This window comes from Dietzia lutea (assembly GCF_003096075.1).
Taxonomy (GTDB): domain Bacteria; phylum Actinomycetota; class Actinomycetes; order Mycobacteriales; family Mycobacteriaceae; genus Dietzia; species Dietzia lutea.
In genome coordinates this window covers 1628675-1643072 of sequence record NZ_CP015449.1, presented here as the reverse complement: position 1 = coordinate 1643072, position 14398 = coordinate 1628675, and the positions used below count along the sequence as shown (strand labels likewise).

The window sequence follows — 14398 nt, the reverse complement described above, 5'->3', positions numbered from 1 at the left end:
CGCGGACCCCGCCGCCCCCGCCGGACTATCGTGAGCGGTGACATGTCTGGACTAGCCTCCCTCCGCTCCCTCGCGCGGCGCCGCGCCGACCCCGACCTCGCCGCCCTGCGGGTACGGTCCTGCCGCGACCTGTGCAACTGGAACCGCACGCCCGTCGAGCGCCGCGGCGAGCCCCTGTTCGCGTGCCGGGGCTGCGGCTCCCAGTGGGTCCCCAGCGAGCAGTGGACGCCGCGCGAGGCCGACGGCGCCATCCCGCCGGCCGTCCTGGAGCTGATCCGCTCGGACGACTGACTTTCCGACCCGGCCGGCGCACGCCGCTATAGGGTCGGGCCATGACAGACTCCCCCTCGACCGCCGCCTCCGGCACCGTTGACGCCAGCCTGCGCCGATCGGCGTCCCGGTTCCCCGACCGCATCGCCCTGACCTTCGCGGACCGTCGCTGGACATACGCGGCTCTCGACGCCGCCGTCGACCGCGTCGCCGCCCTGCTCGCCGGACACGGTCTCGAGGACGGCGCCCGCATCGCGGCATACGGCGTCAACTCGGACGCCTACCTCATCGCCTTCCTCGCGACCTCGCGGGCGGGCTACATCCACGTCCCCGTGAACTACGCCCTCACGGGGGGCGAGCTCGAGTATCTGCTCACCGACTCGGGGGCCTCGCTCGTCCTGGTCGATCCCGCCCAGGCGCCCACTCTCGAGGCGATCCTGGACGACCTGTCCGCCCTGACGTCCCTCGCGCTGCAACCCTCCGCCGGCGAGGCACCCGACGGCACCGTGCTGGGCACGGCACTCGAGACCGGAGACGTCACGCCCGTCGACTCGCCCGCCTCCGGCGGCGACCTCGCCCAACTGCTCTACACCTCGGGCACCACCTCGCGACCCAAGGGCGCGATGATGACCCACTCCGCACTGGTCCACGAATACCTCAGCTGCATCCTGTCGCTCGATCTGGCCGCCGATGACGAGCCGCTGGTGACCATGCCGCTCTACCACTCCGCGGCGATGCACGTGTTCGCGATGCCGTACCTGTCGCTGGGCGCGACCGTGCACCTGATGGCCGCCCCGGACGCCCCCGAGATCCTGCGCCGCATCGAAGAGGACGGGATCGGCTCCCTGTTCCTCGCACCCACCGTCTGGGTCCCCCTCGCTTCCCACCCGGACCTCGAGCGTCGCGATCTGTCGAGCCTCCGCAAGGCCCAGTACGGCGCCTCGATCATGCCCGTGACCGTTCTGCAGCGCCTCCGGGCCAGGTACCCGGAGCTGGGGTTCTACAACTGTTTCGGCCAGTCCGAGATCGGCCCGCTCGCCTGTGTCCTGCGCCCCGAGGAGCACGACGACAGACCGGCCAGCGCGGGTCGACCGGTCTTCTTCGTCGAGGCCCGGGTGGTCGACGAATCGGGACTCGAAGTCGCCGACGGCGAGCGGGGCGAGGTAGTCTACCGCTCCCCGCAGCTGTGCACGGGCTACTGGAACAAGCCCGACGCCACCCGCGAGGCGTTCCGTGACGGGTGGTTCCACTCCGGGGACCTCGTCGTGCGAGACGCGGAGGGGTACATCGAGGTCGTCGACCGCATCAAGGACGTCATCAACACCGGCGGTGTCCTGGTGGCCTCCCGCGAGGTGGAGGACGCCGTGTACCAGGACGAGCGGGTCGCGGAGGTCGCGGTCATCGGCACGCGCGATCCGAAGTGGATCGAAGCGGTGACCGCCGTCGTGGTCCTCAAGGACGGCGCGGAGGCCTCCGAGGACGAGATCATCGCGGGCACGCGCGAGTACCTGGCGCCGTTCAAGGTGCCCAAGCGCGTCGTGTTCGTCGACGAGTTGCCCCGCAACCAGTCCGGCAAGTTGCTCAAGCGCGAACTCCGGCAGGAGTGAGCCGGGCGGGCGGCGGTCAGCCGAGCCGTTCCAGGACCTCGCGCGCGACCAGCTCGGGGTCCTCCTCGGGCAGCCAGTGGCCCCGGTCGGTGAGCGGGACGAACCGGTACTCCCCCGTCATCCGGGCCGCCGTCGCCTCGGCCCCGCTCCGCGCGATCGCCGGATCCTGACCGCCCCACAGATAGGTGGTGGGGACGGAGACGTCGGGCAGCTCGTACCGTCTCATCGCGCGGTACCAGTTGAGCGCGCCCGTCAGCGCGGGCCGGTCCCCGAGCACCTCGAGATGCCGACCCACGAGGTCGTCTGGGACCTGCCCGTCGAACATGGCGCGCAGGCGGCGGGCCCCGTCCTCGAGCAGCACTTCCTCGGCCTTGCCCTCCTGCCGGAATAGGCCGAAGTAGGCTGACCGCGCCTGCTGGTCGGGATCGGACGCGATCGCGTCGCCGAACGCCCCGAGATGCGGTACGGAGATGGCCGTGAGGCTCGCGACCCGGCTCGGGTGGTGGGCGGCGAGCCACCACGCGACGCACGCGCCCCAGTCGTGCCCGAGTACGTGTGCGCGCTCCAGTCCGAATCGGTCCATCACCGCGAGCGCGTCGTCGGCCAGGTGCTCGATGGCGTACGCCTCGACGCCGTCCGGCCGGGCACCGGGTGAGTACCCGCGTTGCATCGGGGCGAGCACCCGGACACCCTGCCGGGCGAGACTCTCCGCGACGCCCACCCACTCCCACGCCGATTCGGGGAAACCGTGCAGCGCCAGCACCGTGCGCGTCGGCTCCACGGCCGGTGCCCCGCCATCCCCCTCCCAGACGAGCACGTCGAGCGCGCCGACCGGGACGTCCACTGAGCCTGTGCGTGGTTCCATGCGCGGACCCTAACCGGTCCGGGGCTCACCGCGGGCGACTTCCCGGGGGCGTCCGGGTGGACGATCCGCGGGACGACACCCGGGCGCGCCGTTCGTTCCAGTCGTGGACCAGCCACATCTCCACCACCAGCGGATCGACCGCGGCCTCACGCGCCCACGTGGCGACCACGTCAAGGTAGCGCTGGTAGCGCCGGGGCGTCAGCCTGGCGGAGGACTCGATCTCGGTCCACCCGGCGTGCACGAGGGTCCCGATCCCCGCGGGGTCGACCGGCACGATGCTCTGCGCGGACCACGCCATGCCCAACGAGGACAGGTAGAGCGAGGCCAACGGGTACCCCAGGTCCGGGACACCGCGGCCGGCGCCCGCGGGCGCGCCGTGGCGCAGCAGGTTCATGGCCTCCACCGGCGCGTCGAGCCACTCCACGACCTCGTGCAGCACCAGGGGATAACCGTGGGGTGACACCGAACGCCACCCGGCACGGTCCCGGGCGGGGACGCGGAAGTCGGGTAGCCCCCGCCGCACGCCAGACCGCAGCGGGTGGGCGGACAGCCATGCCGCGCACATGTAGAGCGCGACCACGGATTCCTCCAGGCTGCCGCGGGCTCGGCGGCCCGCCGCCCACAGATCACTCCTGCGCAGGTACCCCGACCCGGACTGCACGATCCCGCCGTCGGGCCCGCCCGCGACGAGACGGAGGTCGATTCCCTTCTCCGCGAGCCGGAGGTTCCAACGGTCGAGGTCGATCTCCACGTACTCGTCCGCCACGAGCAGAGCGGGCGGCTGGGCGCGGCACCAGTCGAGACAGTCCGCGGGTAGTTCGGGCGCGAGGCGGGGTCCGGTCGTGGTCATGCCCGCACGGTGCCATACGGGTACGACACTCCCGGACCCCGAACGCGGCCCCGCCCCGGTGGTGGCTCAGTCCTGCGCGAACGCCTCGAGGGGCGGGCACGAGCAGACCAGGTTCCTGTCTCCGTACGCGCCGTCGATCCGGCGGACTGCGGGCCAGACCTTCGGCCGCCAGGCCGGTCCGAGGGGGTAGCCGGCGACACTTCGCGGGTACGCGTGGTCCCACTCGTCGGCGGAGACGCTCTCGGCCGTGTGGGGGGCCCCGCGCAGCGGGTTGTCCTCCACGGTCCACTCGCCGGCGGCGACGCGGTCGATCTCCGCGCGGATGGCCGCCATCGCCTCGCAGAACGCGTCGAGCTCGGCCAGGTCCTCGCTCTCCGTGGGCTCCACCATCAGGGTGTTGGGCACCGGGAAGCTCATGGTGGGCGCGTGGAACCCGTAGTCGGCCAGCCTCTTGGCCACGTCGTCGATCGAGATGCCGACCGAGTCGATGAGCGGGCGCAGGTCGAGGATGCACTCGTGCGCGACCCAGCCCCCCTCGCCGGAGTACAGGACCGGGAAGTGCTCGCCGATGCGTCGGGCCAGGTAGTTGGCGCTCGCGATTGCGGTCAGCGTGGCGCTGCGCAGGCCGTCGGCGCCCATCATCCGGATGTAGGCCCAGGTGATCGGCAGGATCGACGCGGAGCCGAACGCCGCCGCGGAGACCGCGCCGCCCGAGCCGAGCCCGCCCTCGTGGGGGTGCCCGGGCAGGAATTCGCGCAGGTGCTCGGCCACCGCGACCGGCCCGACGCCGGGTCCACCGCCGCCGTGCGGGATGCAGAACGTCTTGTGCAGGTTCAGGTGGCTCACGTCGCCACCGAACCGGCCCGGGCGCGCGACACCCACGAGCGCGTTGAGGTTCGCGCCGTCGATGTAGACCTGGCCGCCCGCGTCGTGGACGATCGCGCAGATGTCCTCGATGTCGTGCTCGTACACGCCGTGGGTCGACGGGTAGGTGATCATGATGGCCGCGAGCTCGGAGCCGTGCTTGTCGACCCTGGCCCGCAGATCGTCGATGTCCACGTCGCCGTTCTCGCGGCAGGCAACCACGACCACCTTCATGCCCGCCATCACGGCCGACGCGGCGTTCGTCCCGTGCGCCGAGGACGGGATGAGGCAGACCGTCCGGTCGTCGGCCCCGCGGGAGCGGTGGTACTCGCGGATGGCCAGCAGGCCCGCGTACTCGCCCTGGCTGCCGGCGTTGGGCTGGAGGCTGACGGCGGCGTAGCCGGTGATGTCGACCAGCCACTGCTCGACGTCCCCGATCAGCTCGCGGATCCCGGCGGTCTGGTCGGCCGGGGCGAACGGGTGGAGCCGGTTGAACTCCGGCCACGTGATCGGTTCCATCTCGGTGGTGGCGTTGAGCTTCATGGTGCAGGAGCCGAGCGGGATCATGGTCCGGTCCAGCGCCATGTCCTTGTCGGACAACGCCCTGAGGTACCGCAGCATGGCCGTCTCGGTGCGGTAGCGGACGAACGCCTCGTGCTGCAGGAACTCGCTCGTGCGGTCGCCGTGGGCCGGGTCGACCGTGATCTCGGCGGGGGCTCCGCTGGCACCGAACGCCTCCAGGACGATCCCCACGTGCTCGGCGGTGGTGGCCTCGTCACACGACACGGACACCGTGTCGTCGTCGACCTTCCACAGGTTCACGCCGCGCGCGGCGGCGGCGGTCAGCACCTCGTCGGCGCGGCCCGGCACGCGCGCCCGGACGGTGTCGAAGAACGCGTCGTGCAGCACCTCCACCCCGGCGGCACGGAGACCGTCGGCCAGCGCGGCCGCGTGGGCGTGGACGCGCCGGGCGATGGCCGTGAGCCCCTCCGCGCCGTGGTAGGAGGCGTACATCGCGGCGAGGACGGCGAGCAGGACCTGCGCGGTGCAGATGTTGGACGTGGCCTTCTCGCGACGGATGTGCTGCTCCCTCGTCTGCAGGGCCAGCCGGTAGGCGACACGTCCGTCCTCGTCCGTGGAGACGCCGACCAGCCGGCCGGGAAGGTTCCGCGCGTGCGCGGAGCGACACGCCAGGAATCCGGCGTGGGGTCCGCCGAAGCCCATCGGGACGCCGAACCGCTGGGTGGTGCCGAAGCACGCAGCCGCGCCCTTCTCCCCCGCCGGCGTGTGGAGCGTCGCGGCCAGCAGGTCGACGCCCGCGGCGACCATGACGCCGCGCTCGTGGCACTGCTCGATGAGCGGCGCCACGTCGGCGACGCGGCCGGAGGCGCCGGGGGTCTGCACCAGGGCGCCGAAGAACTCGCCCTCCGGGAGTCCGTCGTCGACGAGATTCGCGGTGACCAGCTCGATGCCGAGGGGCTCGGCGCGGGTGGCGAGAATCGCCGCTGTCTGGGGGAAGATGTCGGCGTCGACGGCGAAGCGGGGGCTCTTGGACGAGCGGTTGGCCCGTCGCAGCATCGTCATGGCCTCGGCCGCGGCGGTCCCCTCGTCGAGCATGGAGGCGTTGGCCATGTCCATGCCGGTCAGGTCCGAGACCATCGTCTGGAAGTTCAGCAGCGCCTCGAGACGCCCCTGGCTGATCTCCGGCTGGTACGGGGTATAGCCGGTGTACCAGGCCGGGCTCGCGATGATGTTGCGGATCAGCACCGGCGGCGTGAGGGTGTCGTAGTACCCCTGCCCGATCATGGACACCGCGACGCTGTTGCGGTCGGCCAGCGCCCGCAGCGCCGCGAGGGTATCGGCCTCCGACAGCGGCTCCGGGAGCGCGTCGATGCCGGCGGCCCGTCCGTCGGAGCCGACCTCGTCGAGGATGACCGAGGGGACGGCACGCTCGGCGAGCTCGTCCAGGGAGCCGACGCCGATGGTGTCAAGGATCCGCGCGAGTCCGTCGGCATCGGGGCCCAGATGGCGGGCGACGAACTCGCCTCCGGTCCGGGCGGTGTGGGGGGTCGTCGTCACAGGTGCTCCTCAGGTGGCGGGGCCGCCCGGACAGGCGGCCTGCGGGCCGGTGCTCCCTCTCCGCTCTGTCCCCTGCCGGACGGGTGCCGGCGCCTGAGAGATTCGCGGGGCCCTTTCGCCGGACCCCCGCTTTCCCCGTGGGCGGGTGGTCTGTTCCACCGCTCTCCAGAGGCGTTCGACGACCGCACGGTCCGGGTGCCTGAGAGATTCTCGGAGAGGAGTTGCTCCTTCGGCGCCCGCGGCAATGGCCGCGGAGCTCTCCCGTGGGACGCGTGAACGCACCGCCGAGTCTAGACGACGACGGCCGATCAGCCGGTACGGCGCGAGGCGCGGGCCCGGCGGCGCGCGGCGAGCTCGTCCTCCACGGGCGCGACGATGTCGTCCTCGGACACAGTCTCCGCGGGGAACTCGGAGATGGAGCCGGCGAGTTCGCGCATCGCGCCGCCGATCCCGATGCCGAACACCCCCTGGCCGCCCTGGAGCAGGTCGAAGACCTCCTCCTTGGACGTGCACTCGAAGACGGTCCGGCCGTCGGAGAACAGGGTGATGGTGGCCAGGTCCTCCACACCCCGCGACCGGATCTGATCGACGGCCTTGCGGATGTTCTGCAGGGAGATCCCGGTGTCCAGCAGCTGCTTGACGATCTTGAGGACCAGGATGTCCTTGAACGAGTAGAGGCGCTGGCTACCCGATCCGGCGGCGTTCCTGATCGACGGCACGACGAGGTCGGTGCGAGCCCAGTAGTCGAGCTGACGGTAGGTGATACCGGCGATCTGGCACGCGATGGGCACCCGGTACCCGCTGGTGCCGTCCGGGATCCCGTCGTCGGGGAACAGTCCGGGCTGCACCTCGTCGAAGGACGCCTGCGTCCCCTCGACGGCGTCACCGAAGAGGCTCGGCGTGTTCGGGACGGCGTCGGACGGCTCCGAGACCCGGGTGTGGTCGGCCACGATTGCTCCCTCAAGCTGCGGGTGCCGCCACGTTCGGGGCGGCACGGTACCGGGACGAGACCCGGATCCTGGACGCGTGAACACCATCGGTGTAGTTCACTGGGGGCAACGCTATGCCCGCCGCGGTCCACTATCAATAGGACACGCGGTAAACCTCAACCTCAAGTTGAACTTTAGGCTCGCCCGTCACCTGCGAGTTGGTGCAGCAGTGACTGGAGGGAACGCCGAAACCGCTGCTCAGGAGGTGGATCCGCCGGGATTCTCAGCCGGCCCGCCGCCTCCGAGGAAGTCATCCGGGCTCACCTGGTCCAGGAACTCACGGAAGGCCTCGACCTCCTCCTCGCCCTGCTCGACGAGCGAGATGCCGACCTCGTCGAGCACCTCGGGACTGACCAGGACGGGCGAGGCCGTGCGGAGCGCGACCGCGACCGCGTCGGACGGGCGCGCCGACACACGAGTGTCCGCGAACACCAGCTCCGCGAAGAACGTCCCCTCGGACACCCCGATGATCTCCACCTTCTCCAGAGGGTGGGAGAACGTCTCGAGGAGGGTTGCCACCAGGTCGTGGGTCAACGGCCTGCTCGGCTGGACCCCCTGCTGCTGGAGACTGATAGCCGCAGCTTCGGACGCGCCGATCCAGATCGGCACGTACCGCCCACCGTCCTTCTCGTGCAGGATCAATACGGGCGCGTACTCCGGCTCCTCGAAACGGATACCGACGACGTCGACCTCTCGCATGTTCTTCCCCATGTTCTCCGCCTCTCCCACGTCACCAGCGTAGCCGTGATCCGGTTCCTCGCGAGCGGACGCGGGGCCCTCAGGGCTCCAGTGCGTGCCTCACGGCCACAGTCACCAGGGTCGAGTGCAACGACACCGACAGCGCGGCGATCTCCCGCGCCAGCTCGGCGGCCCGATCGCGGGCGTCCGCGTCCCCCTGACGGGCGATCGGGCCGGCGATCTGGGTGATCAGCCCGGTCTGACGATCGGCCGCGGTCCGGAAGCCCCGCAGGTGACGCACATCCACCCCGTGCGCGGCGAGATCGTGCGCGGTGCGGGCGATGAGGACCGCCTCGGGATCGTAGAACCCACCGGCTCCCGCGACGATCAGGCCGGCGTCGACGAGAGCGTCCACGAGCCCGGCGTCGACGCCGGACTGTTCGATGACGTTCTCCCGGGTGAGACGCTTGACCGTGTCGCTGCGGAAGTCGTCCGGCGCCGACCCGGGCACGCCGTCGGCCCCGGGCCGCGGCCGCAGCGCCGTGGTCGACCCGTCGGCGATCGCCGCGTCGAGGGCGTCGAGCTCCTGGCGGATCACCTTCAGCGGCAGGTACCGGTCGCGCTGGGCGGTCAGGACATACCGCAGGCGCTCCCGGTCCTCGACGCTGAAGCGTCGGTAACCGCTCGCCGTGCGCTCAGGGGTGACCAGCCCCTCGTTCTCGAGGAACCGGACCTTCGACACCGTGAGGTCCGGGAACTCCGGACTCAGAAGTGCGATGACGCCTCCGATGGAGAGGAAATCCTCCTCTTTCGGAGCGCCCTGTCCGGCGGCGGTCACTGCCCGGGCGTACCAGTCAGGAACACGAGGCGGAACTTGCCGATCTGGACCTCGTCACCGTTGGACAGCGACGCGGAGTCGACGGGCTCACGGTTGACGTAGGTGCCGTTGAGCGAGCCCACGTCGACGACGGTGAAGGTCTCGCCCTCGCTGCGGAACTCGGCATGCCGACGGCTCACGGTCACGTCATCGAGGAAGATGTCGCTGTCCGGATGCCGACCGGCGGAGGTGGTGCTCTGGTCGAGAAGGAACCGCGAACCCGCGTTGGGGCCGCGCTTGACCACGAGCAGGGCCTGCCCCTCGGGGAGTCCCTCGACACCCGTCACCGCGGAATCGGACTGGGCCGACTGCTGATCGGACTCGTTGAGGAGTTCGGCACGGAACACGGAGGTGGTCTCGGCGGTCGCCTCGGGCATGTTCTTGTTCTCGGTCACGTTCGTCTCTCCTCGTCCGAGCCCGTAAGCGGGCTCACCGTACGGTGCAGTTGATTCTATGTCGGAGTCGTCGCCCGCGGGGCCCGGGGGCGTCGGCGATCCGCTCAGCTCTCCGTGATCTTCGCGTAGCCGTCGGAGTCCAGCGTCTGCTCGAGCTGGGCCTCCAGGTCCTCGACATCGGCGATCTCGAGAACGACGATCCACCCCTCCCCGTACGGATCGGAGTTGACCAGCTCGGGGGACGTCTCGAGCGCGGTGTTCACCTCGACGACCTTGCCGCTGAGCGGCGCGTACAGGTCGGAGACGCTCTTCGGCGACTCGACCTCGCCGAACGGCTCACCCGACTCCGTCTCGCCCCCGACGTCGGGCAGCTGGACGAACACGATGTCGCCGAGCTTCGACTGCGCGTACTCCGTGATGCCGATACGGACCCGCGTATCCGACACCCGCTCCACCCACTCGTGCTCATCGGTGTACCGGAGCTGGTCGGGGATGTTCTGATCGCTCACTGACGCGCCCTTCTCGAGTGGCTCACTACGAATTCCATCTGGCGACATTACACACCGTCGGACCGACCCACAGCAGCCGATCGTGCCCGGCGGAGGGGAACCGCGCGGACGATGTTCCGCGCCTGCCACAGGTAGATGCCACCACTCCAGACGTACAGACCGACACCCCAGTAGAGGCATGCCTCGCCGATGATCTGGAATACCTCGCCGCCCGGCGCGCCCGCGTGGCCGGCCAGCAGCAGCGGGAACGACCAGAACAGCGCGAACGTCGCCGCCTTGCCGAGGTAGGTGACCTCCGGGTCGAGGCCGCGCCGACGGTAGACGGGCAGGGTGGCCACCAGCAGCAGGTCGCGCGCGACGAGGACGACGACGATCGACGCGGGTATGAAACCCGCCAGCGCGAACGCCACCGGAACCGCCGCCACGAGGATCCGGTCGGCGATGGGGTCGAGGCGTTCCCCCCACGTCGAGCGCATGTTCCACAGTCGCGCGATCTTGCCGTCCAGCCAGTCCGAGACGACCAGGACACCGAGGAGCCACAGTGCCAGCATCGCGTCGTCCCACACCAGGATGCTGACGATCAGCACGGGGATCAGTGCGATCCGACCCAGCGAGATCGCGTTGGGCAGGGTCCAGAAGCGGTCGCTCACCCGCGGGTCGCGCCGGGGACTCTCGGGTCCCAGGCCGGGCGGGACCGCCGCCGACAGATGCCCGCCCCGGGGTGGCGGGATGCGGGCGCCCAGGACCCGACCCTCGCCGGTCCGCCACTCCCTCAGGTCGGTCTCGCGCCTCCCCTCGCGTGCCGCACTCATCGGAACGTCGACATCATCCCGGAGAAGACGCTCCCGCCGGCAGCCATCGGGTTGTCGTGCACCATGTACGTCCAGGTCGACGTGGGGCGAGCCATCGAATTGGCCTCCAGATCCACTCCGGTGGCGGTGAACTCGATCTCCGCGAACGTGGCCTCCGACTCACGGACCGCGTCGGCCGCGAGATCGCGGAAATGGTCGATGGCGATGCGGTGGAACTCGTCGAGCGGGTTCTCGCGGCCGAGGGCGCGGAGGTGGATCGACTCGCGGACGTCGTTCATGTTCTCCAGGTGGCGCGCCCAGCCCCGGTCGAGGTGCCACAGCATGATCTCGCGGCACCCCTGGACCACCGCGTCCCGTCCGTGCGCCTTCACCAGTTGCGCACTCCGCTCGGGATCATGTGCGGTGAGCTCCTCGAAGGCCTTCTCCGTGAGGAGCAGTGCGCCCCTGCGCTCGGCGAGGATGTCGCGCTGCTCGGCGAGGAGCCGGCTGTAGCGCCAGGTGTTGGCGTGGATCTCCAGCATCTGACCCTCGGTGACCCGCTGGGCGTGGTCGACGGCGTCCCGACCGCGGTTGCCCTTGAGCAGCCCGGTGATCCGGTCGTGGGCGGTAGGGATCTTCTCCGGCTCGAGTGCCGATGTCACCACCGGATCGTCCATCGCCGCGAAGAAGACCGAACTGCCCGGATCGCCCTGACGCCCGGCCCGGCCCCGCAGCTGGTTGTCCAGCCGCTCGGTGCGGTGCCGGCCCGTGCCCACGACGTGGAGGCCTCCGAGCGCGACGACCTCGTCGCGCCGGGCCTCGTCGGATCCGCCGAGCCGGATGTCAGTCCCGCGGCCGGCCATCTGCGTGGAGACGGTGACGTGCCCGACGTCGCCCGCCTCCGCGATGATGGTCGCCTCCTCCTCGTCGTTCTTGGCGTTGAGGACCGAGCACCGGACGCCCTTCTCCGCGAGCCGGGCGGTCAGCGCCTCGGACTCGGCCACGTCGTGGGTGCCGACCAGCACCGGTTGCCCGGTGGCGTGGACGGCGGCGATGTGCTCGACCAGCGCGCGGTTCTTGCTGTCGTTGTCGATGTAGGTGCGGTCGGCTTCGTCGACACGGATGTTCGGCGTGTTCGGCTCGATCTGGGACACCCCGAGGGAGTAGAACTCGCGCAGCTGCGCACCGGCGGCTAACGCGGTGCCGGTCATGCCGCACACCTTGTCGTATCGACCGATGAACGCCTGGACCGTGAGGCTGTCCAGGATCTGTCCCGCCTCGGAGACCGCGACGCCCTCCTTGGCCTCCACCGCGGCCTGGAGCCCGTCCGGCCACCGCTGGAGTTCGGCCACGCGGCCACGGGAGGCGTTGACGAGCTGGACCCGACCCTCGCGGACGATGTAGTCGACGTCCCTGCGCAACAGGAAGCACGCGTGCAGGGCGACGTTGACCTGGACCAGGGTGGTGCCGACGTGCTCGGCGTCGTAGAGATCCTCGATCCCGAGTTCGGTCTCGATGGCCTCCGCCCCGTCGTCGGTGAGGAAGATGTTGCGACGCTCTGAGTCCGTCTCGTAGTGGCGGCCGGGTCGCAGCTTCCGCACGGCCGCCAGGACCTCCCCCGTCGGGGCCTCACCGGACGTGGATCCCGCGAGCACGAGCGGGACCAGCGCCTCGTCGACCAGGACGGAGTCCGCTTCGTCCACGAGTGCGACGTCGGTGGTCGGCGAGATGAGGTCGGCGGGATCGGTCACGAGCTGTTCGCGCAGGACGTCGAACCCGATCTCGGATACCGAGCCGTAGGTGACGTCGCACGCGTAGGCCGCGCGGCGCTCGTCTCGCGTCGACGACTCCGTGACGTGGCCGACCGACAGTCCCAGCAGCTCGAGCATCGGTCCCATCCACCGGGCGTCGCGAGCCGCGAGGTAGTCGTTGACCGAGATGACGTGGACGGTGTGTCCCTGCAGTGCGTAGCCCGCCGCCGCCACGGCGCCGGACAGCGTCTTGCCCTCACCCGTGGCCATCTCCACGACGTCGCCGGCGAACATCCGGAGAGCGCCCTGGAGCTGCACGTCGAACGGGCGCAAGCCGACGGCCCGGTCGGCCGCCTCCCTCGCCAGCGCGAGGAACCGCGCGAGATCCTCCGGCGCGTCACCGAAGAGGCGCAGGCCGTGGGCGGCGTCCGCGAATTCGCCGGCGTCCAGTCCCGCCGCCCAGTCGTCGAACCCGTGCGAGGACTCGACCGCGCTCTGGGCGCGCGACGTGTCGCGTCCCTGGGTGGAGCCCATCAGCTTCCAGAAGCGGTTGGCCAGTCCCACGCGTGGAGTCCTTCCCGGTCACGAACAGTTGCCCCCACCGTACGCAGGGCCCGGCACCGTCGGGGCCGCGCCCCGCCGGTCGCCGCGTCAGCGATCCGGGTCGATCTGGCCCCGTAGTCGGCGCATGGCCTCGGTCGACAGCATCCGGTCCCCCGCGCGCGCCGCGAGGTGTTCGGCCGCGAGGTCGGCGGGCGTCGGGCGGTGGGCCGCGGTCGGGGGCCGGACGCCGTTGTCACGGGCGATGCCGGCGAGCCTCTCCGCCTCGGCCACCGCCGTCTCGGCGCGGGTCTCCACCGACTCGACGAGTTCGCGGAACGCGACCGCGCGCTCGACCACCTCGGCCCATACCCGATCGATGGAGGCGCCGAGCCCGGTCAGCGCGGTGAAGCCGTCACGCGCCGGCGGCACGCCCGCCGAGGCGGAGGCCTCGCGCAGTCGGCACAGATCACCCGTGAGTCCCACGACCTCGGTCTCGGCGTCGAACTGCAGGCGGATCTCCTCCACCGCACGCCCGCCCCGGCCGTATGCCCGTTGCAGCCGGTCGTAGAGCCCGCCCACCTCCATGAGCATCGCGGTGTACACCTCCGGTATCCGGCGCCGGTCCGCGCGGATCCGTGGCAGCGACGGCAGCGACGCGACCGCGTTCTGTACGCGCTGCGGCAGCACCACCCGGCCCATCTCCCGCTGGCCGTAGGCCGCGGCGACCGTGCCCAGCTCGCCGAGGGTCCGGGGTACCAGGGGCACCGGCGCCATGGTCGGCGTCGAGGCCAGCGCGTCGAAGAGCCGCCCGCGGTCGTCGGTGTCCAGATGCACGCCGCGCCGGCGGTCGGCCCGGATGTCCTTGACCCGGAAAGCCCACACCCCGGTTCCCCGGGTGAAAGCGGTGCGCATCACCAGGTACCTGCGATCGAGGTCGGCCAGGCGGGTACGGAGGGCCATCCGCAGCATCGACGGTGCGGGGCTGTCGATCGTCCTCCTCAGATCGTGCCGTTGCTCCTCGATGATGCGCACCTGGTGGAAGCCACCGACCGTGGGGAACGGGAGGTTGCGGTGGAGCCGGGCCAACACCACGTCGCAGATCCGCGGTTCGACGAGGCCACAGGCGACGAGCAGTGCCGACCGGTCGGACAGCTCGGCGACCGGTGGCCGGCCCTCGCCGCGACACATGCCGTCGACATCGGACACGATCCGGTCCCGTGCGGTCTGTGGCCCGCGCTCATCCGCCATGTGCCTCTCCTCGCCCGTGTCCGCCCTGTCGGCCCGCCTTCACCGGTGTACAACGGTCGGGCCGTGTCCCGTGTTCCCCCGT

Annotated in this window: 13 protein-coding genes and 1 riboswitch; of the genes, 2 read left to right on the top strand and 11 right to left on the bottom strand. The window is 70.9% G+C overall.

The features are described from left to right. Positions 1–42 precede the first annotated feature (42 nt). Both A6035_RS07430 and A6035_RS07425 read left to right on the top strand, forming a co-directional pair. Complete coding sequence (locus A6035_RS07430) at positions 43–291, top strand: hypothetical protein (protein WP_200836397.1); 249 nt, start codon at positions 43–45, stop codon at positions 289–291. A 41-nt stretch (positions 292–332) separates the two neighbouring features. After that, complete coding sequence (locus A6035_RS07425) at positions 333–1877, top strand: fatty acyl-CoA synthetase (RefSeq protein ID WP_108847254.1); 1545 nt, start codon at positions 333–335, stop codon at positions 1875–1877. Between the two features lie 16 nt (positions 1878–1893). Here A6035_RS07425 and A6035_RS07420 read toward each other — a convergent pair whose 3' ends face one another. From A6035_RS07420 to A6035_RS07370, 11 genes are all read right to left on the bottom strand, one after another. Further along, the gene (locus A6035_RS07420) at positions 1894–2742 is read right to left on the bottom strand and encodes an alpha/beta fold hydrolase (RefSeq protein ID WP_108847253.1); all 849 of its coding nucleotides are present in this window, start codon (positions 2740–2742) and stop codon (positions 1894–1896) included. A gap of 25 nt (positions 2743–2767) precedes the next feature. Further along, positions 2768–3592: an 8-oxoguanine DNA glycosylase OGG fold protein gene (locus A6035_RS07415; RefSeq protein ID WP_108847252.1), complete on the bottom strand. Its 825-nt coding sequence runs from the start codon at positions 3590–3592 to the stop codon at positions 2768–2770. Positions 3593–3658: 66 nt separating this feature from the next. Beyond that, a complete protein-coding gene (gene gcvP / locus A6035_RS07410; RefSeq protein ID WP_108847251.1) occupies positions 3659–6535 on the bottom strand; it encodes an aminomethyl-transferring glycine dehydrogenase in 2877 nt (958 codons plus the stop codon). Between the two features lie 177 nt (positions 6536–6712). Then, positions 6713–6809: riboswitch (glycine riboswitch) on the bottom strand. Between the two features lie 34 nt (positions 6810–6843). Further along, positions 6844–7485: a MerR family transcriptional regulator gene (locus A6035_RS07405; protein ID WP_007629033.1), complete on the bottom strand. Its 642-nt coding sequence runs from the start codon at positions 7483–7485 to the stop codon at positions 6844–6846. 237 nt (positions 7486–7722) lie between these two features. Next, the gene (locus tag A6035_RS07400) at positions 7723–8223 is read right to left on the bottom strand and encodes a bifunctional nuclease family protein (protein WP_108849137.1); all 501 of its coding nucleotides are present in this window, start codon (positions 8221–8223) and stop codon (positions 7723–7725) included. 79 nt (positions 8224–8302) lie between these two features. Next, positions 8303–9040, bottom strand: coding sequence for a transcriptional regulator FtsR (gene ftsR / locus A6035_RS07395; protein ID WP_108847250.1), 738 nt, complete (start codon positions 9038–9040; stop codon positions 8303–8305). Continuing rightward, on the bottom strand, positions 9037–9456 hold the full coding sequence (odhI, locus tag A6035_RS07390; protein ID WP_174521542.1) for an oxoglutarate dehydrogenase inhibitor Odhl: 420 nt from the start codon (positions 9454–9456) through the stop codon (positions 9037–9039). The genes ftsR and odhI overlap by 4 nt, the downstream gene beginning before the upstream one ends. Before the next feature lie 122 nt (positions 9457–9578). Beyond that, positions 9579–9983: a glycine cleavage system protein GcvH gene (gcvH, locus tag A6035_RS07385; RefSeq protein ID WP_007629037.1), complete on the bottom strand. Its 405-nt coding sequence runs from the start codon at positions 9981–9983 to the stop codon at positions 9579–9581. 47 nt (positions 9984–10030) lie between these two features. Further along, entirely contained in the window at positions 10031–10795 is a 765-nt protein-coding gene (locus A6035_RS07380) for a CDP-alcohol phosphatidyltransferase family protein (protein ID WP_108847249.1), read from the bottom strand. Further along, positions 10792–13059, bottom strand: a complete 2268-nt coding sequence (secA2, locus tag A6035_RS07375) for an accessory Sec system translocase SecA2 (protein ID WP_235026726.1) — start codon at positions 13057–13059, stop codon at positions 10792–10794. The genes A6035_RS07380 and secA2 overlap by 4 nt, the downstream gene beginning before the upstream one ends. A gap of 117 nt (positions 13060–13176) precedes the next feature. Further along, the gene (locus A6035_RS07370; RefSeq protein ID WP_108847247.1) at positions 13177–14316 is read right to left on the bottom strand and encodes a hypothetical protein; all 1140 of its coding nucleotides are present in this window, start codon (positions 14314–14316) and stop codon (positions 13177–13179) included. Positions 14317–14398 lie beyond the last annotated feature (82 nt).

Coding starts and splice junctions, on each gene's coding strand:
- A6035_RS07430 (WP_200836397.1), top strand. CDS start 43: ATGTCTGGACTAGCCTCCCTCCGCTCCCTCGCGCGGCGCCGCGCCGAC.
- A6035_RS07425 (WP_108847254.1), top strand. CDS start 333: ATGACAGACTCCCCCTCGACCGCCGCCTCCGGCACCGTTGACGCCAGC.
- A6035_RS07420 (WP_108847253.1), bottom strand. CDS start 2,742: ATGGAACCACGCACAGGCTCAGTGGACGTCCCGGTCGGCGCGCTCGAC.
- A6035_RS07415 (WP_108847252.1), bottom strand. CDS start 3,592: ATGACCACGACCGGACCCCGCCTCGCGCCCGAACTACCCGCGGACTGT.
- A6035_RS07400 (WP_108849137.1), bottom strand. CDS start 8,223: ATGCGAGAGGTCGACGTCGTCGGTATCCGTTTCGAGGAGCCGGAGTAC.
- odhI (WP_174521542.1), bottom strand. CDS start 9,456: ATGCCCGAGGCGACCGCCGAGACCACCTCCGTGTTCCGTGCCGAACTC.
- A6035_RS07380 (WP_108847249.1), bottom strand. CDS start 10,795: ATGAGTGCGGCACGCGAGGGGAGGCGCGAGACCGACCTGAGGGAGTGG.
- secA2 (WP_235026726.1), bottom strand. CDS start 13,059: ATGGGCTCCACCCAGGGACGCGACACGTCGCGCGCCCAGAGCGCGGTC.
- A6035_RS07370 (WP_108847247.1), bottom strand. CDS start 14,316: ATGGCGGATGAGCGCGGGCCACAGACCGCACGGGACCGGATCGTGTCC.